The organism is Azoarcus sp. L1K30 (assembly GCF_018122735.1).
In the GTDB taxonomy this organism is placed as follows: domain Bacteria; phylum Pseudomonadota; class Gammaproteobacteria; order Burkholderiales; family Rhodocyclaceae; genus Parazoarcus.
Map to the genome: position 1 here is coordinate 2,353,246 of NZ_JAGRRD010000001.1, position 21,062 is coordinate 2,374,307.

Consider the following 21,062-nt stretch of genomic DNA (forward strand, 5'->3'; position numbering starts at 1 on the left):
GCACGCGCCCAGCGGCGGCATTCGACACCCTTGGCGCTTGGGCCGACAACGAATGGCAATGGCACGCGCGCAAATCATGGCCGCAAAAGGCCATGTGCGTGTACCAAAACGAAGAGGTTAGCGCCGATTTCGAGAGAAGAGAGGGCAGAACGGACGGCAACCGGGAATGTTCCCGCCAAGCCTTAGGACCCTGGTTGCACACGCAGAAAGTGCAGGAATCTCGCGTGTCATGCGGTAAACACAAATTAAAACGCCCAACTGAGAACAGTTGGGCGTCGAATTCTGGTGGCCAGTCGCGGAATCGAACCACGGACACGCGGATTTTCAATCCGCTGCTCTACCAACTGAGCTAACTGGCCAAACGAGACGCGCATTATAGCGGAGATTTTCAGCTCGTCAACGTATTTCGCCTCCAGCGCCATCGCGCCCCGTTCCGCATGCTTATCTCCAAAAGTCAGCGGAATACAGCCGTGCTGCGTTAGAGTCTGCATCATCGCGTGCGAGAACATCATGATTGTACTTCTGGTCGAAGACGACCCCGACCTCTCCGATGGTATTTGCCGATTCCTGCGCGGGCAAGGCGATACGGTCATTCACGAAAATGACGGCATGCGCGCCGATGCGTTACTGCAGAGTCAGACGGTCGACTTCGCCCTGGTGGACGTTGGACTGCCAGGACTCGGCGGATATGAACTGGTGCGACGGATCCGCAGCCGAAAGCAGCCTATCCCGGTGATCATCATCACTGCCCGCGACGCGCTGGATGACCGCATCTACGGCCTCGACCTCGGCGCTGACGATTACCTGCCGAAGCCGTTTCAGCTTGCCGAACTGACGGCCCGAATGCGCGCCGTGCTGCGTCGCGGCCATTATTCGACGGTGCGCAGCATCGTATTCGGCCCCTTGTCGCTGGATCTGGATGGACGCCTTGCCGAACTCGATGGCGCGGCATTGAGCCTGACTGCTCGCGAATGGACGCTTCTCGAAGCACTTGCCGAAGCAGACGGCCGGACGGTGCCCAAGGAAGCGCTGCAAGCCGATGCCAGCGGCAACGCCGTAGAAGTCTACATCTCGCGACTGCGCCCGCGGCTGGAACATGCCGGCCTCAAGATTCGCACGGTACGGGGTTTCGGCTACCGCCTCGAACTCGCGCCTGAGCGCTGAAGCATGCAATCGAGTCTTTACCGCCGGCTTCTGCGTACGTTTGCAGGACCGACCTTCATGCTCGTGGTTACCGCTGGCGGCGTCAGCTACGGCATCGCCAAGACAGTCGTCACCTCTGCTTACGATCAGAACCTGATCAATCTCGCACACGGCGTCGCCAATCACGTCCACCTCGACAATGGACAGTTGATACTTCAACTTTCGAGCGGTGCCGAGCTCCTGCTGCGGACCGACACCATTGACGACATCTACTTCCGCGTGCGAACCGGCAGCGGCCGCATTCTGGGCGGAGATGCCGACCTTCCCGCCATTGGCAACGACAGGCTACTCGCCGGAACCGACGAATATCCCAACGTCGAGAACCTGCCCTCGCTGAGTCTCGTCGAGCCGCAGATGTTCGACAGCGACTACCGTGGCGCGCCCATCCGTGGTGTTCGGCTGCTGCATACAATCGACCACCGGGCGATCTACGTGACCGTTGGCGAAACGCTGATCAAGCGTCGCCAGGCGCTCGAACGCCTGCTGCTCGGTTTCGGCTCTGCCGCGGTCATGCTGGTGGCCGCCGCCGCGCTGGCATTGCGCCTCGGCATTCCTTCCGGGCTCGCCCCCCTGAAGCGGCTCGAACTGGAGCTTGGCCAGCGCTCCGGCTCTGATCTCTCGCCGTTGCAGCCCGAAAGCGTCCCCGTCGAGATCAGGGAAGTGGTTCGCGCACTCAACGCGCTATTCGAGCGCCTGCGTGAGACCAACGCCGGACAGCGCCAATTTCTGCAGGACGCCGCACATCAGCTGCGCACGCCTCTGGCAGGACTGCAGATGCAGATCGAACTGCTGAGCGCGCGCCCCGACGATACGGCGCTGCTGGCCCGCCTCAGGCACTCGGTCGCCCGCACCACCCATCTCGCCAATCAGTTGCTCACACTGGCGCGAGCGGAATCAGGCTCCAAACTCATGATCAACGCAACGACGGTCAATCTTGCGGAACTGATCGATGATATGGTCGAAGACTGGCTGGACGAAGCCGATGCGCGCTCGATCGATCTGGGCATATCGCGCGAACAGGTCTCCTTGCCGGGCGACCCCACCCTGTTGCGCGAACTGCTGGCGAACCTGATGGACAATGCCTTGCGCTACTGTACCGAAGGCGGTGAAGTGTCCCTGCGCTGTGCAGCGAATGGCGCCACGGTCGAGATCGACATCAGCGACACCGGACCAGGCATTCCCGACGAACGGCGCGAGGCCGTATTCGAGCGCTTCTACCGCCTCCCGGATACCCGCCTGAGCGGAAGCGGGCTCGGGTTGCCGATTGCGCGCGAGATCGTGCAGGGCCATCACGGCACCATTGACATCAAGTGCCCGCCACAGGGGCGAGGCACGATGGTGCAGGTCAGACTGCCACGGCCGACTTGAACGCGGAAACGCCGCGACACTTACGTGACGCGGCGTTCCGACGGCAGACGGACGCAACGGCTTTTACCCCGTCGCAATCATTCAATACTCGATTAATGCCCCGATGCGCCTGCGGCGCCGATGCCCGTCTCCGAACGCACCTTCTGCGCCAAGTAGCCGGCACGATCCTGTCCGGCGCGATCACTGCTGTCGAGCACCGAGAACAGCCAGATGCCGATGAAACCGATCGCCATCGAGAACAGTGCGGGCGAGGTGTAGGGGAACAGCGCCGACCCTTTGGGATTACCAAGCGTCGCTTCCCACACGGACGGCGACACCACGGTCAGTCCAACCGCACTGATCAAGCCGAGGAAGCCACCGATCGTCGCGCCGCGCGTCGTGCAATCCTTCCACAGCACGGACATGAACAGTACCGGGAAGTTGGCCGAAGCCGCAATCGCAAAGGCCAGCGACACCATGAAGGCAATGTTCTGCTTCTCGAAGGCAATACCAAGCACCACCGCAACGATCCCGAGCCCGATCGTGGTCATGCGCGAAACCCGCAATTCAGACGCGGAATCGGCATTGCCCTTCTTGAACACCGTGGCATAGAGGTCGTGCGAAACGGCTGATGCGCCCGACAGCGTCAGCCCGGCAACCACCGCCAGAATGGTGGCGAAGGCCACCGCGGAGATGAAGCCGAGAAACACGTTGCCACCGACCGCATTTGCAAGGTGGATAGCCGCCATGTTGTTGCCACCGATGAGGCCGCCCTTGGCGTCGAGAAAACCCGGATTGGTCGACACCAGCACAATGGCACCAAAACCGATGATGAAGGTCAGCACGTAGAAGTAGCCGATCCACGTCGTGGCCCAGAACACCGACTTGCGTGCTTCCTTTGCGTCCGGCACGGTGAAGAAGCGCATCAGAATGTGCGGCAGCCCGGCGGTACCGAACATCAGCGCCATACCGAAGGAAATCGCCGAGATCGGGTCCTTGATGAAGGAGCCCGGCCCCATGATCGCCTGACCGATGATACCCGCCTCCTCCGCGGTTTTCCCTGCCGCCAGCGCGGTCGTCGCCTTGACCTTCACCGACGCTGCGAACAGCGCCTCGGGCGAGAAACCGTATTGCGCCATCACCATGAAGGCCATGAAAGACGCACCGGCGAGCAGCAGGCATGCCTTGATGATCTGCACCCAGGTGGTCGCCGTCATGCCGCCGAACAGCACATAGACCATCATCAAGGCACCGACGATCACCACCGCCATCCAGTACTCGAGGCCAAACAGCAACTTGATCAATTGCCCGGCACCCACCATCTGCGCAATCAGATAGAAGGACACCACGACGAGCGTGCCCGATGCGGCAAACGCACGGATCGGCGTCTGTTTGAAGCGGTAGGCGGCAACGTCGGCAAAAGTGAATTTACCCAGGTTGCGCAGGCGCTCGGCCATCAGGAAGGTGATCACCGGCCACCCGACGAGGAAACCGATCGAATAGATCAGACCATCGTATCCACTGGCCATCACCGCCGCCGAAATACCGAGAAAGGACGCCGCCGACATGTAGTCGCCGGCAATGGCAAGGCCGTTCTGGAAACCGGTGATCCCACCGCCCGCGGTATAGAAGTCGGCAGCCGACTTGGTCTTGGCTGCAGCCCATTTGGTAATGAACAGCGTAAAGACCACGAAGCCGGCAAACATGCTGATTGCCGTCCAGTTGGTCGCCTGCTTTTCGGCCTGCCCGAGGTCGCCGCCTGCAGCAAGCGCTGCTGCAGACAGCAGCGCAAGGCCGATGCCCGCGAGAATATTCAAATGTCGGCCGTTCATTTGCCCGCCTCCTTGACCACTTCTTCGGTGAGCCTGTCGAACTCGGCGTTCGCACGTCGTACGTAGATGCCGGTGATGATGATGGTGAATACGATCACCCCGAATCCGATCGGAATGCCGACACTCATGACACCGTCGCCAAGGCGCGCAGCGAACATACCCTTGTCAAAGGCGATAACGGCGATATAGCCGTAGTAGACCACCATCATGATTGCGGTCAGTGTCCAGCCGAACCTGGAGCGCGTGCTCACGAGCCGCTGGTACTTCGGATTGGCAATGATTTTTGCCACCGAATCGTTTTCCATGTCTCCCCCTCCATACGGGCAATAATGAAGCCGGGCGTGCGCCAAGCTGGGCGAAAGGTAGCCGGAGAGACTTACGCGGAACTTACGGCGAAGATTTTTTATTCTTTTATTTCAATTACTTACTGAATTCTTAACGCGAGCTGAATATACCCGTTGCGGGCGCAGCGTGGCGGGATCATAGCGGGAAGAAGTCACCGTGAACCGGTGGCGGAATCTGCATCTGACTACGTGGGAACACGACCTGGGCAACCGTACCCTGCCCCCCCGGATTCGGACTCAGGCTTACCGTCGCGCGATGCAGCTCGGCGATCTCGCGCACGATCGGCAGGCCCAACCCCGACCCGTCCGCACCGCTACCGAGCACACGATAGAAACGCTCGAACACGCGTTCGCGATCCGCCTCGGGAATACCCTCACCGGTATCTTCGACCTCGAAGATTGGAGCACCCGCATGCCGCGTCCGGGCCGTGACACTCCCGCCGCGCGGGGTGTACTTGATGGCGTTGTCCATCAGGTTTTTCACCATCTCGCGCAAGAGCACCGCATTCCCTTCGACGATCATGCCCTGCCCGCTGCTCTCCACGCCGAGATCGATACCTTTTGCCAAGGCGCGCGGAAACAGCTCCTGCCCCACTTCCCGCACCATGGCCTCGACGTCGACCGCCTCCACCGCATAGAGCTTCTCGAAACTCGCCTCCGCCCGCGCCAGCGACAACAACTGGTTGATCAGGTGTCCGGCACGCTCGGTACTGTCCGCGATACGTGCGAGCGAACTGCGCAACTGTTCGGGGTCGCTCTCGTGTAGCGCGAGTTCGGTCTGCATGCGCAAGCCGGTCAGCGGCGTGCGCATCTGATGCGCCGCATCGGCAATGAAACGCTGCTGCGCCTGCAAGTTCTCCTCAAGGCGGGCCATCATGTCATTGAAAGCGATGATCAGCGGGCGCACTTCCTCGGGCACGCTCGCCGGCACGATCGGCGACAGGTCTGTCGGCCTGCGGCGCCTGATCAGACTTTGCAGCCGGTTCAGCGGGGCGATGCCGCGCGTCAGCCCCACCCACACCAACACGACCGCGAGAGGAATGATGGCGAACTGGGGCAACAGCACACCGGTGACCACACGTGAAGCAAGATCAGACCGCTTGTTCCGGGTTTCGGCAACCTGTACCAGAATCAGCGGACTGGCCGGCTCCGGCCATGCGCGAAGATACTGGTATGCCACCCGCACCTCTTCCCCGTGTATCACTTCATCGCGATACCGTATCTCTTCGCCCAGCACGGTCGCAGGCGGCGCCACCCATGGGATCTCGCGATCACCGGTGATCGTTTCACCCCCCTGATCCGCCACCTGATAATAGACCGTATCGTCCTGGTCAGCCCTGAACAGGGCACGGGGCGGCGCAGGGAAATGCACCACCACCTTGCCATCCTCCACTGCCACCAGTCGTGCGAGTGCACGCGCACTGTCGGCCAGTGCTCTGTCGTAGGGCTGATTGGCGATATTGTCGGCCACGTTGTGGGTGACGATGATGGAGATCGGCCACAGGAACAGCAATGGCGCCAGCAACCAGTCGAGGATTTCGCCAAACAGCGAGTTCGGCTGCCCCGGGGCACGTTGCGCCCCGGACTTGCGATCAGATCTTCGCAGTCGGGACAGCATCCGGATTTTCCAGGCAATAGCCCAGACCGCGAACGGTCACAATGCGGACGCCACTGTCTTCGAGTTTCTTGCGCAGGCGGTGCACATACACCTCGATCGCGTTGCTCGACACCTCCTCGCCCCAACCGCACAAGTGATCGACAAGCTGATCCTTGCTCACGAGTCTGCCAACCCGCAGGATGAACACTTCGAGAAGGCCCACCTCGCGCGCCGACAGGTCGACCATCTGACCGTTGATCTTGACGACGTGATCGGCCTGATCATAGGTCAGGTTGCCGACCTCGATGCAGCGCGGCTGCCCCGTCCCTCGACGCGTGTGCGCACGCACCCGGGCCTCCAGCTCGGGAAGCGCGAACGGCTTTGTCATGTAGTCGTCTGCGCCTGCATCCAGCCCCCGGACGCGATCCTCGACGCCATCCTGTGCAGTAAGGATCAGCACTGGAATGGCTGATTTTCGCCCGCGCAGGCGCTTCAGCACCTCGATCCCCGGCAGCTTGGGCAAGCCGAGATCCAGAATCAGCAGGTCGTAGGGCTGGGAGGCAAGTGCGGCATCGGCGTCCGCACCGTTTGCGACATGGTCAATTGCGTAGCCGCCGCGCTTGAGCGCTCTGCAGATACCGTCCGCAATGACCGGATCATCTTCCGCAAGAAGAATGCGCATAGGATTCCGGATGTAAGTTGAATGTAAGCGGAACCCCTTAGATTAAGCCCCGCTGTTCTCCTTTTATTCGGTCTTCGGGAACGCGTGCGTTCAGCAGCGCAGGCGTTCCGGGGAGCGTCGCGCCCAAGCGCCGATGCTCCCTGCCGTCTTTTCCAAACCCCGTAAGTATCCCACGCCCTTGCGCTCACGCGTAGTGGTTTGCGCGCGCATGTGCGCACTGCGACCTGCCCGGCCGCATTTGTCCATGCGTGTCGACGAAAAAAGGCCCCGCCTAGGCGGGGCCCTTGATCCGACGAAGACGTCAGTCAGGCAATTACATGCCCATACCGCCCATACCGCCCATGCCGCCCATACCGCCCATGTCGGGCATGCCACCAGCCGGCTTGTCTTCCGCCAGTTCCGCCACCATGCAGTCGGTGGTCAGCATCAGACCCGCCACGGAAGCGGCGTTCTGCAGTGCGGTGCGAGTCACCTTGGTCGGATCCAGCACACCCATCTCGACCATGTCGCCGTACTCGCCGGTTGCAGCGTTGTAGCCGAAGTTGCCGGCACCTTCGTTGACACGATTCACCACCACCGAGGGCTCGTCGCCCGCATTGGCAACGATTTCGCGCAGCGGTTGCTCCATGGCGCGCAGCACGATCTTGATGCCGGCGTCCTGATCGTGGTTGTCACCCTTAAGATCGGTGAGGTTGGCACGGGCGCGCAGCAGGGCAACGCCGCCGCCGGGAACGATGCCTTCTTCAACCGCAGCACGGGTGGCGTGCAGTGCGTCTTCGACGCGCGCCTTCTTTTCCTTCATTTCGACTTCGGTCGCGGCACCCACCTTGATCAGTGCAACGCCGCCGGCCAGCTTGGCCACGCGCTCTTGCAGCTTTTCGCGATCGTAGTCGGAGGTCGCTTCTTCGATCTGGACACGGATCTGCTTGACGCGCGCTTCGATGCGCTCGCCATCGCCGGCACCGTCGATGACGATGGTGTTTTCCTTGCCCACTTCGATGCGCTTGGCCTGGCCCAGCTCTTCCAGTGTCGCCTTCTCGAGGGTCAGGCCGACTTCTTCGGCAATGACCTGACCACCGGTCAGAATGGCGATATCTTCCAGCATGGCCTTGCGACGATCGCCGAAGCCCGGTGCCTTGACGGCGCAGGTCTTGAGGATGCCGCGGATGTTGTTCACCACCAGGGTGGCGAGCGCTTCACCATCGACGTCTTCGGCGATGATCAGCAGCGGACGACCGGCCTTGGCCACTTGCTCGAGTACCGGCAGCAGGTCACGGATGTTCGAAATCTTCTTGTCAAACAGCAGGACGAAGGGGTTCTCGAGGATGGCAACCTGCTTGTCCGGGTTGTTGATGAAATAGGGCGACAGGTAGCCACGGTCGAACTGCATGCCTTCCACGACGTCCAGTTCGTTGTTCAGGCTCTTGCCGTCTTCAACGGTAATCACGCCTTCCTTGCCGACCTTGTCCATGGCCTTGGCAATGATGTCGCCGATGTCCGAGTCGGAGTTGGCCGAAATCGAACCGACCTGGGCGATTTCCTTGTTGGTCGAGCACGGCTTGGAGAGCTTCTTCAGCTCGTCGATGGTCGCCACGACAGCCTTGTCGATACCACGCTTGAGGTCCATCGGGTTCATGCCGGCAGCGACGAACTTCATGCCTTCACGAACGATCGACTGCGCCAGAACGGTCGCGGTGGTGGTGCCGTCACCAGCGATGTCGGAGGTCTTGGAAGCAACTTCCTTGACCATCTGCGCACCCATGTTCTCGAACTTGTCCTTCAGTTCGATTTCCTTCGCCACGGACACGCCGTCCTTGGTCACGGTCGGGGCACCGAAGGAGCGCTCGAGCACGACATTGCGACCCTTGGGGCCGAGGGTGACCTTGACCGCATTGGCCAGGATATTGATGCCAGCAACCATGCGCTCGCGCGCGGAATCACCGAATTTGACTTCTTTAGCAGCCATTCTTTAGAACTCCTGAATTATTTCGAATCGAGAATCAAGGCAATTGCGGGAGGCTCAGCCTTCGACCACGCCCATGATGTCCTCTTCGCGCATGACGAGCAGCTCGTCACCTTCGACCTTGACGGACTGGCCGGCATACTTGCCGAACAGCACCTTGTCGCCCACCTTGACGGCCATCGGACGCACGCTGCCGTCGTCCAGAATCTTGCCGTTGCCGACAGCCAGCACTTCACCCTGATCGGGCTTCTCACCGGCGGAATCGGGGATCACGATACCGCTGGCGGTCTTGCGTTCGGCTTCCAGACGCTTGACGATCACGCGATCGTGCAGGGGACGAATCTTCATCGAGTTCACTCCTTGATACTGATTAAACGGTGGCGGGACTTTCCCGCCGGGAAATTCGCAGTGGCGATGGCTTGCACCGGGCCTGTTAGCACTCATCGCCAACGAGTGCTAATAATAGGGGCGGGGTAAGGCTATTTCAAGAGCACGCGGAGAAGAAATTTTTGTTGCAATGCAGCGGCGCAATCAGAATGCAACCGCAACTCCGAAGTGGAGGCGCAGGCGCTTCTCATCCTGCCCCCAGGCGAGGTCCACTGCCAGCGGTCCTGCCGGACTGCGCCAGCGCGCGCCCAGGCCGTAGCCGGTGCGCAAGCGGAAATCCCCCGGTGAGTCGGCAGCGTCGCCAGTGTCGACAAACACGGCGCCACCCCAGTCAGCGCGGAACCAGTGCACGTACTCCGCGCTCAACGTACCGAGATATCGTCCGCCGACGGTCGCGGCACCATCTCTGACCCCGAGGCTCTGATAGGCATATCCGCGCACCGACTGCGCCCCGCCAGCACGAAACAGGAAATCCTGCGGAATGCCTTCGCGCGAATCCGCGAAGGTCTTGCCGAACTCGGCACGCAGGCTCAGAACATCGGTCTCGCCAAGTGGAAAATAGCGCTGGTAGCGGCCATAGACACGCATGAAATCCTGGCTCGAGAGCGCAACACTCGCCCCCCCTCCCACCTGGAATTCGAGTACCTGACCGCTGCGCGGATCGAGCACATTGTCGACATCGCGCTTCACCCAGCCCCAGTTTGCAGTCAGGGTCTCCAGGCTACGCGGATCGGCTCCATCAGGATGAAGGGACTCGTGCTGCAGCCGCAGGGTAACCTGGGTTTCAACGTTTCCGTCTATCATCGTTCGCGCAACACCGATGGCTTGACTATCGGTTCTCAGCCCTTCGACATCACTGTTGTCGATCAGGGCACCGACACTGTCACGGTGACCATCTGGCGAGGGCGGGAAGAACAGGTCTGCGAACAATGACTGACGCAACTGCTCGAGTCGTAGCCCGGTAGACAACTCCCATCCGTGCCCGAAGAAGTTGACATCGCGATAGCCTGACTCGACACGATAGCCCGTATTACTCGACACACCGGCACCGAAACTCAGGCGTCTCGACTGCGCTTCCGCGACCTGAATCCTCACCGGCACCGCATCGGCCAGCGCCGGGTCGCGCTCAATATTGACCACCACGGACGCGAACTGCGGCGCGGCCTGCAGCACCTCCTGCAAGGCGAGCAAGGCATCCTGATCGTAGACATCCCCCGCCTTCACCGTACTGTAGCGCTCCACCAGGTCGGCAGGCAGACGATCGAGCCCGCTGACCTCGAGCGCGCCGAGGCGGAAAGTCGGGCCGCTGTCGATCACCACAGCCAGCCGCACCGAGGAGCCGTCCTCAGCCACCTCGGCCAGGGTGCTGCGCGCTCGGGCCGCTGCGAAGCGCCGGCGACTTACCGCATCGAGCAGCTGCTGCTTGGCCCGGTCCCAGTCGCTCTGCCGAAACGGCTGGCCCACGGGCAGCGACCACCCTTCCACGAGCGACTCGCGCAGGCCTGCCAGGTCTGCGGCGTCCGCCAGTTCACCCTCGAAGCGAATGTCGACAGAGGCGATGCTTGCCCTCACCCCCGGCTCAACCATCAGCTTCCAGCCCGCCTCGGAAGGGCGATCGAACCTGACAACGGGTTTGAAATAGCCTTCCGTCGCCAGCAGATCGAGCACTTCCCTGCGGGTCCGGCGCGCGAGCGCAGTGCGGTCCGGACCGGACTCGGGCACAGTCACCTCACCCTGGCGCAACAGGCGAACGTGCCGTTGCAGCAGAGCGCTAACCTGCTCAGGCGCGTCGAGTTCGACGGCAACGCTCGACTGCGCCAGCGCCTCACTCGCGTAAGCGAGGCACGCAATCGTCAACAGTACCGAAGCGAGCCCGTGATCATTCTTCAAGGTGATAGGCGGTGACGCGTTCGACTTCGCTCTTCGAGCCAAGAATCACCGGAACGCGCTGATGCAGTTTGTTCGGCATCACATCAAGAATACGCTCACGCCCCGTTGTGGCCGCGCCGCCAGCCTGCTCGATCAGCATCGCCATCGGGTTGGCCTCGTACATCAGGCGCAGCTTCCCTCCCTGTGCCCGGCACTTTTCGTCCAGCGGATACATGAAAATTCCGCCACGCGTCAGGACACGATGCACGTCGGCCACCATCGACGCCACCCAACGCATGTTGAAATCGACGCCGCGCGGGCCGCTCTTGCCGGCCTGCAACTCAGCCACGTAGCGCTGCACCGGAGCCTCCCAGTGCCGCACATTGGACGCATTGATGGCAAATTCGCGGGTCTCCTCGGGCACCGTCATGTAAGGGTGGGTGTAGATGAAACTGCCCATTTCTCGGTCCAGCGTGAATGCATGAACCCCTTTGCCGACGGTCAGCACCAGTTGCGTGGATGGACCATAGATCGCGTACCCTGCAGCCACTTGTTCGCGCCCCGGCTGCATGAAGCTCTGCTCCGTCGGATCCCCATCACCCGGCGGATTGCGCAGTACCGAAAAAATGGTGCCGACGGTGACGTTGATATCGATGTTCGACGAGCCGTCGAGCGGATCAAACAGCAGCAGGTAGCCACCCTTCGGCATGTCGAAAGGAATCTGGTGGACGGTCTCGACCTCCTCGGACGCCATCGCCGCCAGGTGCCCCCCCCACTCATTGGCCTGTAGCAGGATCTCGTTGGCGATGACGTCGAGCTTCTTCTGCGCCTCACCTTGCACATTGTCGGTGCCGGCCTCGCCGAGCACGTCGGTGAGCGCCCCTTTCGACACGGTGACGCCAATCGCCTTGCATGCCCGGGCCACGACCTCCAGCAACAGCCGCAGGTCGGCGGAAACCCGCCCGGCGCGGTGCTGCTCGATCAGAAATTGAGTAAGAGTGACACGACGCATGTAGAAGACTCCCGAAGACGGATGATTGAAGGTGTCAGCCCGGATTATCCCGCTTACCGGGCTTGAGCGCACCACGAGATGCACGCTGGCCGCTATCATTCCCGATCGGCTGCAACCAGGGCCCGATCGACGATCATTCGGGCCACTCCTTTTCGGGCACAACCAACTTATGCATGTGATGGTTCTCGGCGCCGGTGTGACCGGCGTCACCACCGCCTGGTATCTCAGACAGGCGGGCTTCGACGTCAGCGTCGTCGACCGCCAGCCGGGCGCAGGACTTGAAACCAGCTTTGCCAACGGCGGACAGATCTCGGTCAGCCATCCCGAGCCCTGGGCCAACCCAGGGGCCCCGTTGCTTGCGCTGCGCTGGATGGGAAGGCCGGACGCGCCGCTGCGGTTCCGCCCACAGCCCGACCTCGCTCAGTGGCGCTGGGCGCTTTCCTTCCTGCGCGAGTGCCTACCATGGCGAACCCGTCACAACACGGAAGCCATCGCCGCATTGGCCATTCACAGCCAGCGCGAGCTTCATCGCTTGCGCAGCGCCGCCGGCATTGAACACGAATTCGACTCGCGCCAACAAGGCATTCTCCATCTGTATTTCACTCAAGAGGACTTTGCCCAGGCAAGCACCCGGGCGGACGAACTGGCGCGTCTGGGTATCGACGCCCGGGTCAGCAGTGCCGCCGACTGCATTGCGATCGAACCCGCACTGGCCAATGCCGCACCTGCGCTGCACGGCGGTCTGTACGCGCCTGGAGACGAGAGCGGCGATGCAATGTACTTTACCCGCGCGCTGGCGCAAGTACTCGCGCGCGACGGCGTACGTTTTCACTACGAAACACGGATTGAACGCCTCGAACACACGGGTGGGCTGATCAATGGCGTAATGGTGCGAGACAGCAACGGACGCCCCGACATGTTGGTTGCCAACGCCTACGTCGTCTGTCTCGGCAGCTTCAGTCCGCTGATGGTTCGCGCGCTGGGAGAACAGCTGCCAATTTATCCGGTAAAGGGCTATTCGGTTACCGCCCCGGTGCTCGACCCCACCCGCGCGCCGCAAGTCAGCCTGACCGACGAATCGCGTCGCATCGTCTGCTCACGACTCGGGGACCGCCTGCGTATCGCCGGCACTGCTGAGCTCAATGGCTACGACCTCAGCATCGATCCGGCGCGCGGGAAAGGCATTCTCGAGTGGGCACAAGCGCGGCTGCCCGGCGCGATCGATCCCGCTAAGGCGCAATTGTGGACGGGCCTGCGCCCGGCGACACCAGGCAATATTCCGATCATCGGCAAGGGGCGCGGGGTCAACCTCTGGTTAAACACCGGGCACGGCACACTGGGATGGACATTGGCCTGCGGTTCTGCCGAGATTCTCGCCGGCCTGATGCGAGGACGGCGCCCGCCGATTGCGTTTCCGGTCCGCGGCGCCTGAGCACGCCCCATACGGTCAGACCTTTTCGGTGTCAGTCTCGGTCGTGCCACAAGCACAGGCAGATGGCGAACTACCGCCGCATGCCCCGGCCGGCGCCGCAATCACCCCGGTCTCGACGTTGAAGCCGATACTGTCGAGGTGGAATGCGAGTGCCGCATCCATGCCACTCACGTGATTGTCGAACCAGATCGGCAATTCCTCCATGAGTCGCTTGCCGAGAAAGGCGTCGCCACGCTCGACACGATTGCGCACGTCACGCATCACCTCAAGCACGCGGTCGTGCTCCGCACGGTGACAGCCAGGGAAATTGACCTTCTCCATCCACCGGTTCTCCTGCTCGAAATGACCCTCAGTGTGGCCAATGAAGTCATCAAGGCGGGAAAGAAACTGCTCCGGCTCCGCCGCCAGCACGGCGTTGTAATAGGTCACGAACTCGCGGTGAGTGTCGTCCATCTTCCCCAGACCGAGTTCGAACTGTTCCGTCCATTGCATCTGCGTCATCTTCACTGCCTCCGTAAGCTATCGCCCCCGCGGGCCCGAAACTGCAGGTTTATAGCGCCAAAACGAATCCAACTGAATGATCCGCGTCAACGGCATGCACGCTTTCCCACTCCGGGACGATGTGATTGAAATGAAGGATTCATTGAGCCGGGCTAGATTGGCGGTATTCCAAACGGCGCCCTCCAATGAAAATCCTGATGATTTCCGACGTATTCTTTCCCCGCATCAATGGGGTCAGCACGTCGATCGAGACCTTTCGCACCTCACTCAAGGCGCGCGGAATCCAGTCGACATTGATCGCCCCCGCCTACCCGCAGGACACGACGGCGACGCAGGCCGACATCATTCGCATCCCTTCGCGCTTCATTCCGCTCGATCCGGAGGACCGCATGATGCAGCGCAAGGACATCCGGGCCCAAATCGATACCTTGCGTGAACAACGTTTCGACCTGGTCCATATCCACACGCCGTTCATCGCCCACTACGCCGGCGTCGAACTGGCAAGAGCGCTCGATCTGCCCTGCGTTGCCACCTACCATACCTTCTTCGAAGAGTACCTGTTTCACTACGTGCCCTTCCTGCCGCGCAACTGGCTCCGCGGCGCGGCCAGACGTTTCTCGCGCCAGCAGTGCAACGAGCTCGACGGTGTTATCGTGCCGTCGCGAGCGATGGCCCAAGCACTGGCCGGTTACGGAGTAGAGAAGCCGATCCACATCCTGCCGACCGGCATCCCCGAGCACCAGTTCCACGGCGGCGACGGCTGCCACTTCCGTCAGCGCTACGGCATTCCCAAGCATCGGCGATTGCTCCTGTTCGTGGGCCGCGTGGCACACGAAAAGAACATCGACTTCCTGATCGACATGGTCTCGCACCTGCGAATCGCCGAGCCCGACGTACTTCTGCTGATCACCGGCGAAGGCCCTGCCCTGTCCAATCTGCACACCAGGGTGCAGCGTGCGCAACTGGGCGAACATGTGCGATTTCTCGGGTATCTGGATCGCCATAGTGAACTGCATGACTGCTACCGGGCTGCCGAAGTGTTCGTCTTTGCTTCCCGCACCGAAACCCAGGGGCTGGTGCTGCTCGAAGCGATGGCGCTCGGCACGCCGGTGGTGGCGCTTGCCGAGATGGGCACGCTCGACATTCTCGAGTCACAGCGTGGCTGCCGGATCGCGCCGCGAGAGGCGCACGGCTTTGCGCAAGTCGTCGCGTCCTTGCTGTCCGATCGCGAGCTCCTCAATCGACTGGGCAGCGAGGCCAGACAGCACGCTCAGCAATGGCGAACCGAAGAGATGAGCGGACGGCTGGCACAGCTCTATGATGACTGGGTTTCTACATATCGTACACAGGCGACACAACTTCGGGCCGCCTGAGCTGATCCACTACTTGATGACCTTGAGATGTCCACCGCGCGGCGGCGGCCGATCGTTATCGGGCACGTCCTCTGCTGCCCCGTCGCGCACCTCCACGTCGTTCTCGACATCGGCAAATGCCTCGTCCGCATCGGGGTCGGCTTCGAATGCCATGCCCTGTCCGTTTTCACGGGCATAGATCGCCAGCACGTTGGCCATCGGAATCAGGATGCTCTGCACCGAGCCATTGAAGCGCGCCTGGAAGCTGACCACATCGTTGTCCATCTCCAGCTTGTTCGTCGCATCGGAGCCCACGTTGAGCACGATCTGCCCATCCTTCGCATAGCCCGGCGGAACGCGCGTCGCGCCATCGACCCGCGCGGCAAGATAGGGCGTAAATCCCTGGTCCGCGCACCATTCGTAGATGGCACGTACCAGGTAGGGCTTGGTGGATACCATAGGCTGTGTGTCCCCTGTACTCGTCCGGCGATGCGGAGACGATTGCCCCGCAGCCGCCGGCTTTGCCATGTTATCGACGCATCACTTTTTCCGACGGCGTCAGCGCGTCGATGAAACCCTGCCTGCTGAAAATACGCTCCGCATACTTCATCAACGGCGCAGCCGTCTTCGGCAACTCGATCCCGTAATGCTCGAGCCGCCAAAGCAAGGGCGCCACGGCCACGTCAAGCATGGAGAACTCGTCGCCAAGCATGAATTTCTGCTTGGTAAAGATCGGCGCCAACTGGGTCAGATGGTCGCGCACATGCGCACGCGTCTTGTCGACACCCTTCTGATTGGCCTCGAGCGCAGGAATGTGCGCAAACAGCTCCTGCTCGAACGTGTGCAGCAACTGGCGCGCCCGTGCGCGCAGGATCGGATCCGGCGGCATCAGCTGGGGATGCGGGAAGCGTTCGTCGATGTACTCATTGATGATGTTCGACTCATACAGCACGAGATCGCGATCAACCAACACCGGGACGCGGTTGTACGGGTTGATGACTGCGATGTCTTCGGGCTTGTTGTAGAGGTCGACATCGATCACCTCGAAATCCATGCCCTTCTCGAAGAGCACGATCCGGCAGCGGTGACTGAAGGGATCGGTCGTACCGGAATATAGATTCATCATGATGTTGCGACTCCGGATGCAAAAAACAAAAGCGCACCACGCATTGAACTGCGCGGTGCGACTGGAGGAAAGCAGGTGTCAGGCCCGCAGGCCGGTCACCGATTCTCTCAATGGATATCCTTCCAGTAGTTCTTCTTCAGCGCGAACGCAAGAACGAACAGACCGGCAAGGAAAGCAAGCACGACCATACCGATGGTCTTGCGCTTTTCCGCCACGGGCTCTCCCATCCAGACGATGTAGGAGACGAGATCCGCGACAGCCTTGTCATACTCGGCAGGAGAAAGCTTGCCGGGCTTGGCCAGTTCCAGCGACGCGCCGTGCTCGCCACCCTTGACGACCTGTTCGCCCTGAAGTTCCCACAACACGTGCGGCATGCCCACATTGGGAAACACGAGGTTGTTCCAGCCCGTCGGACGGTTGGGATCACGATGGAACTGGCGCAGATAGGTGTACAGCCAATCTGCACCACTGCCGAACTCCGAAGCACGCGCACGCGCCACCAAAGTCAGGTCCGGAGGCGCAGCACCGAACCACTTCTTGGCTTCGTCACGACGCATCGAGATTCGCATCAGATCGCCGGTCTTTTCGCCTGCGAACATCAGGTTATCGCGAATGTCGCCTTCGGTCAGGCCCAGCGCCTGCAACCTGTTGTAGCGCAGGTAGGAGGCGCTGTGGCAGTTCAGGCAGTAATTGACGAACAGCTTGGCGCCATGCTGCAACGCAGCAGGATCCTTGCTCACGGGCGCCTTGTCGAGATGCAACTCGGCGCCGGCCGCCATGGCCACCACCGGTGCAAACAACGCAACAGCCGCCACACGCTTGATGAAGCTCATTACACGCGATTTCATTTGAAAGTCACCCTTTCCGGTTCGGGTTTGCACTTGTCGATCTTGCTGTACCACGGCATGGCCAGGAAGAAGGCAAAGTACAGGACCGAGCAGATCTGCGAGACCAGGGTACGACCCGGGGTCGGGGGCAGCACACCAAGGTAGCCGAGAATGCAGAAGCACACGACGAAGATGGCCACCGCCGTCTTGAAGATTACGCCCTTGTAGCGCATCGACTTGACCGGGCTGCGATCCAGCCAGGGCAGGAAGGCGATGATGATCACCGACGCGCCCATTGCCACCACCCCCCAGAACTTGGCGTCGAGACCAAACAAGGGGTAGGTCACCGCACGCAGGATCGAGTAGAACGGCGTGAAATACCACACCGGCGCGATGTGCGGCGGCGTCACCAGCGGGTCGGCGGGCAGGAAGTTGTTGAACTCCAGGAAGTAACCACCACCTTCGGGTGCGAAGAACACGACTGCACTGAAGACGAAGAGGAAAGCCACCACACCGACGATGTCCTTCACCGTGTAATACGGATGGAACGGGATGCCGTCGAGCGGAATGCCATTGGCGTCCTTCTTCTTCTTGATCTCGACGCCATCCGGGTTGTTGGAGCCGACTTCGTGCAGCGCCACGATGTGGGCAGCAACCAGGCCGATCAGCACCAGCGGCACGGCGATGACATGGAACGAGAAGAAACGGTTCAGCGTCGCGTCCGACACGACGAAGTCACCACGAATCACCAGCGATAGATCGGGCCCGATCAGCGGGATTGCAGAGAACAGGTTCACGATCACCTGCGCGCCCCAGAACGACATCTGCCCCCATGGCAACAGATAGCCCATGAAGGCCTCGGCCATCAGCACGAGGAAGATCAGGGTACCGAAGATCCAGATCAGTTCGCGTGGCTTGCGGTACGAACCATAGAGCAGGCCGCGGAACATGTGGAGATAGACCACGATGAAGAACGCGGATGCACCGGTCGAATGCAGGTAGCGAATGATCCAGCCACCCGGCACATCGCGCATGATGTACTCGACGCTGGCAAACGCAACCGGCACGCCGGACACGTTCAACGATGCATCGGGCTTGTAGTGCATGACCAGGAAGATGCCGGTAACAATCTGGATAACCAGAACCAGCAGCGCCAGCGATCCGAAGAAGTACCAGAAATTGAAATTCTTCGGTGCATAGTATTCTGTCAGATGCCCCTTGATCGACGACGTCAGCGGAAACCGTTCATCGACCCAGTTGAGCAAGGCTTGGGATTTGGTTGTCATCGCTTAGGCCTTCCCGTCGTCGCCAACAATAATGGTGGTGTCCGCAATGTACTTGTACGGCGGAATCTCAAGATTGGTGGGCGCCGGCATGCTCTTGAACACACGGCCGGCCAGATCGAACCTCGAGCCATGACAGGGACACAGAAAGCCGCCCGGCCAGTCTTCACCCATTCCCGATTCGGCACCCGGCTTGAACTTCTCCGAGGGCGAGCATCCCAGATGCGTACAGATACCGACTGCGACGAGATACTCGGGCTTGATCGAGCGATACTCGTTCTTCGCATATTCGGGCTGCTGCTCCTTCTCCGATTGCGGATCACTCAGATTCGGCGCGGCCTTTTCCAGCGACGCAAGCATCTCCGGCGTTCTGCGCAACACCCATACAGGCTTGCCACGCCATTCAACCGTCATCATCTCGCCCGGTGCGAGTTTGCCGACATCGACCTCAACCGGCGCACCTGCTGCCTTGGCACGCTCGGACGGCGTCAGACTGGCAACGAACGGCACTGCAGTCGCCACGGCGGCTACGCCACCCGCGGCAGACGTCGCCAGCAACAAGGTGCGGCGGCCGCTGTCCATCTTTTGTTCAACGCTCATGACCCTCTTCCCAGAAAGGAAAACGAAAGACCTGGATACAAAACCTGCAGGATTATAGCGAACTCACCGCAACAGAGAAAGCCGACAAGGCCAAGAGCTTGAGCTGCCAAGGATTTCCGCACCTCAAAAACTCGCAAAAGGGAGGGCTGGAGGGCAAATTTTCCGCATCGCAACACGTAGAATTCAGACACTCCGCCTTTCGACCAGCGCTTGCGCAATCGTACCGATATCGGTGTGCTCAAGCTCCCCGCCCACCGGCACCCCCCGCGACAAGCGGCTGACGGTAAGGCCACGTGCGCCGAGCAAGCTGGCCAGCGTGTGCGCGGTAGCCTCGCCTTCGTTGGTAAAGTTGGTGGCGAGAATCACCTCACGTACGCTGCCATCGCCCGCCCGCGCAAGCAGTTTGTCGAGCTTGAGTTCGCGCGGCCCGACGCCGTCGAGCGGCGAAAGGCGCCCCATCAGCACGTAGTACAAGCCGTTATAGGATTGAGTCTGCTCGATCATTGCCAGGTCCGCAGGCATCTCGACCACGCACAGCTGACTTGGGTCCCGTCGCGGATTGGCGCATCGCTGACAGACGGTATCTTCGGTAAAGGTATTGCAACGCTCGCAATGCCGCAGCACCTCAAGCGCGCTGCTCATGGCCCGCGCCAACCTCGCGGCACCCCGCTGATCGCGCTGCAAGAGATGGTAGGCCATGCGCTGCGCCGACTTGGGGCCCACACCGGGCAGACAGCGCAGTGCATCGATCAACTCGTCGAGACTGGAGGGCGAAGCCGACATCAGAACGGCAACTTGAACCCGGGCGGGAGATTCAGGCCGGAGGTAAATCCTGCCATGCGCTCCTGCGTCGTCGCCTCGACCTTGCGCACCGCGTCGTTGACTGCGGCCGCCACGAGATCCTCGAGCATCTCTTTGTCATCCATAACCGAATCATCGATGACAACCCGGCGTACGTCATACTTGCAGGTCATGACAACCTTGACCATGCCGGCGCCCGATTGGCCATCCACTTCGACCGTGGCCAACTGGTCCTGCATTTTCTTCATGTTTTCCTGCATCTGCTGGGCCTGCTTCATCAGACCCCCAAGACCGCCTTTCATCATGACAACGACTCCATACAATGAACCAAGAATGATTAAAGAGGCTTGACCGTCGTCTCGACCAGGGTCGCATCGAATCGATCGATCAGTTCGCGCACGAAAGGATCGCTCTCGAGCGCCGCAACGGCGATCGCGTGCCGCGCCTGTCGCTCGACCTCATCGCGTTGCGCAGGTGTCTCGCCCGCAATCGCACCAACATCGACGCGGATCCTGAGCGGCCTTGCCAGCGCTGCGGCAAGCTGTTCCTGCACCCGATCGACGGCTGCGCGATTCATGTCGAGCAAATGACGATGTGTATCCGACAGTCTGAGCACGAGCAGATCGTCGGCGCAGGACACCCATTCGCAATGCTGCGCCAGCTCGCGCACCAATCCGCCGAGACCCAGATGACGCACAACCGAGCGCCAATCCGCGGCCGCAAATGCGCCGCGCAAGATCTGATCGGGCGCCCCGCCATCACCCGCCAGCACGGAAACACTGGCACTCGTCGGCGCAATCACCTCGGGGCCGAGCACCTTCGGAGCGCCCTCAGCTACGACTTCGTCCTCGCCAGCCCGCCCCCCCCAACCGTGCGCATGATCACGATCCGCCTTAGATACGGG

General features: G+C 61.2%; 21 protein-coding genes and 1 tRNA gene. 4 read left to right on the top strand and 18 right to left on the bottom strand.

What is annotated here, in order from left to right; translation table 11 throughout:
• Positions 1–283: 283 nt before the first annotated feature.
• A tRNA-Phe gene (locus J5J83_RS10760) sits at positions 284–359 on the bottom strand.
• A 151-nt stretch (positions 360–510) separates the two neighbouring features.
• On the opposite strand from J5J83_RS10760, the gene J5J83_RS10765 reads away from it, so the two are divergent.
• On the top strand, positions 511–1,164 hold the full coding sequence (locus J5J83_RS10765) for a response regulator transcription factor (RefSeq protein WP_212348962.1): 654 nt from the start codon (positions 511–513) through the stop codon (positions 1,162–1,164).
• Positions 1,165–1,221: 57 nt separating this feature from the next.
• Positions 1,222–2,571 carry a sensor histidine kinase gene (locus J5J83_RS10770; protein WP_249115683.1) on the top strand — a complete coding sequence of 450 codons (1,350 nt, stop codon included), beginning with the start codon at positions 1,222–1,224 and terminating at the stop codon, positions 2,569–2,571.
• Positions 2,572–2,663: 92 nt separating this feature from the next.
• On the opposite strand, the gene J5J83_RS10775 is transcribed toward J5J83_RS10770, so the two are convergent.
• From J5J83_RS10775 to J5J83_RS10810, 8 genes are all read right to left on the bottom strand, one after another.
• Complete coding sequence (locus tag J5J83_RS10775; RefSeq protein WP_212348966.1) at positions 2,664–4,382, bottom strand: cation acetate symporter; 1,719 nt, start codon at positions 4,380–4,382, stop codon at positions 2,664–2,666.
• Positions 4,379–4,687 (bottom strand): DUF485 domain-containing protein, encoded by a 309-nt coding sequence (locus tag J5J83_RS10780; protein ID WP_212348968.1) that lies wholly within the window; start codon positions 4,685–4,687, stop codon positions 4,379–4,381. Before J5J83_RS10780 ends, J5J83_RS10775 begins: the two co-directional genes overlap by 4 nt.
• A 175-nt stretch (positions 4,688–4,862) precedes the next feature.
• On the bottom strand, positions 4,863–6,344 hold the full coding sequence (locus tag J5J83_RS10785; RefSeq protein ID WP_212348970.1) for a sensor histidine kinase: 1,482 nt from the start codon (positions 6,342–6,344) through the stop codon (positions 4,863–4,865).
• Positions 6,319–7,005: a response regulator transcription factor gene (locus J5J83_RS10790; protein WP_212348972.1), complete on the bottom strand. Its 687-nt coding sequence runs from the start codon at positions 7,003–7,005 to the stop codon at positions 6,319–6,321. The genes J5J83_RS10785 and J5J83_RS10790 overlap by 26 nt, the downstream gene beginning before the upstream one ends.
• Positions 7,006–7,318: 313 nt before the next feature.
• Positions 7,319–8,971 (bottom strand): chaperonin GroEL, encoded by a 1,653-nt coding sequence (gene groL, locus J5J83_RS10795; protein ID WP_212348974.1) that lies wholly within the window; start codon positions 8,969–8,971, stop codon positions 7,319–7,321.
• A 54-nt stretch (positions 8,972–9,025) separates the two neighbouring features.
• Complete coding sequence (gene groES / locus J5J83_RS10800; RefSeq protein WP_212348976.1) at positions 9,026–9,316, bottom strand: co-chaperone GroES; 291 nt, start codon at positions 9,314–9,316, stop codon at positions 9,026–9,028.
• A gap of 183 nt (positions 9,317–9,499) precedes the next feature.
• Positions 9,500–11,245, bottom strand: a complete 1,746-nt coding sequence (locus J5J83_RS10805; RefSeq protein WP_249115684.1) for a BamA/TamA family outer membrane protein — start codon at positions 11,243–11,245, stop codon at positions 9,500–9,502.
• Positions 11,235–12,236 (bottom strand): class 1 fructose-bisphosphatase, encoded by a 1,002-nt coding sequence (locus J5J83_RS10810; protein WP_212348978.1) that lies wholly within the window; start codon positions 12,234–12,236, stop codon positions 11,235–11,237. Before J5J83_RS10810 ends, J5J83_RS10805 begins: the two co-directional genes overlap by 11 nt.
• Positions 12,237–12,405: 169 nt before the next feature.
• Here J5J83_RS10810 and J5J83_RS10815 point away from each other — a divergent pair, with 169 nt between their 5' ends.
• Positions 12,406–13,668 carry a D-amino acid dehydrogenase gene (locus J5J83_RS10815; RefSeq protein WP_212348980.1) on the top strand — a complete coding sequence of 421 codons (1,263 nt, stop codon included), beginning with the start codon at positions 12,406–12,408 and terminating at the stop codon, positions 13,666–13,668.
• Positions 13,669–13,683: 15 nt separating this feature from the next.
• Here the strand turns inward: J5J83_RS10815 and J5J83_RS10820 are convergent, their stop codons facing one another.
• Positions 13,684–14,169: a hemerythrin domain-containing protein gene (locus J5J83_RS10820; protein ID WP_212348982.1), complete on the bottom strand. Its 486-nt coding sequence runs from the start codon at positions 14,167–14,169 to the stop codon at positions 13,684–13,686.
• A 197-nt stretch (positions 14,170–14,366) separates the two neighbouring features.
• Here J5J83_RS10820 and J5J83_RS10825 point away from each other — a divergent pair, with 197 nt between their 5' ends.
• A complete protein-coding gene (locus J5J83_RS10825; protein WP_249115685.1) occupies positions 14,367–15,542 on the top strand; it encodes a glycosyltransferase in 1,176 nt (391 codons plus the stop codon).
• 9 nt (positions 15,543–15,551) lie between these two features.
• Here J5J83_RS10825 and J5J83_RS10830 read toward each other — a convergent pair whose 3' ends face one another.
• The 8 genes from J5J83_RS10830 to J5J83_RS10865 all read right to left on the bottom strand — a co-directional run.
• Positions 15,552–15,980 (bottom strand): ClpXP protease specificity-enhancing factor, encoded by a 429-nt coding sequence (locus J5J83_RS10830; protein WP_212348986.1) that lies wholly within the window; start codon positions 15,978–15,980, stop codon positions 15,552–15,554.
• Positions 15,981–16,050: 70 nt separating this feature from the next.
• On the bottom strand, positions 16,051–16,647 hold the full coding sequence (locus J5J83_RS10835) for a glutathione S-transferase N-terminal domain-containing protein (RefSeq protein WP_212348988.1): 597 nt from the start codon (positions 16,645–16,647) through the stop codon (positions 16,051–16,053).
• A gap of 107 nt (positions 16,648–16,754) precedes the next feature.
• Positions 16,755–17,495 (bottom strand): cytochrome c1, encoded by a 741-nt coding sequence (locus tag J5J83_RS10840; protein WP_212348990.1) that lies wholly within the window; start codon positions 17,493–17,495, stop codon positions 16,755–16,757.
• Positions 17,492–18,760: a cytochrome bc complex cytochrome b subunit gene (locus tag J5J83_RS10845; protein WP_212348992.1), complete on the bottom strand. Its 1,269-nt coding sequence runs from the start codon at positions 18,758–18,760 to the stop codon at positions 17,492–17,494. The genes J5J83_RS10840 and J5J83_RS10845 overlap by 4 nt, the downstream gene beginning before the upstream one ends.
• A gap of 3 nt (positions 18,761–18,763) precedes the next feature.
• Positions 18,764–19,357 carry a ubiquinol-cytochrome c reductase iron-sulfur subunit gene (gene petA, locus J5J83_RS10850; protein ID WP_212348994.1) on the bottom strand — a complete coding sequence of 198 codons (594 nt, stop codon included), beginning with the start codon at positions 19,355–19,357 and terminating at the stop codon, positions 18,764–18,766.
• Positions 19,358–19,540: 183 nt separating this feature from the next.
• Positions 19,541–20,140 carry a recombination mediator RecR gene (gene recR / locus J5J83_RS10855; RefSeq protein WP_212348996.1) on the bottom strand — a complete coding sequence of 200 codons (600 nt, stop codon included), beginning with the start codon at positions 20,138–20,140 and terminating at the stop codon, positions 19,541–19,543.
• Positions 20,140–20,463: a YbaB/EbfC family nucleoid-associated protein gene (locus J5J83_RS10860; protein ID WP_212348998.1), complete on the bottom strand. Its 324-nt coding sequence runs from the start codon at positions 20,461–20,463 to the stop codon at positions 20,140–20,142. The genes recR and J5J83_RS10860 overlap by 1 nt, the downstream gene beginning before the upstream one ends.
• Positions 20,464–20,495: 32 nt before the next feature.
• A partial coding sequence (locus J5J83_RS10865; RefSeq protein ID WP_282959125.1) for a DNA polymerase III subunit gamma/tau C-terminal domain-containing protein occupies positions 20,496–21,062 on the bottom strand: 567 nt, incomplete at its 5' end.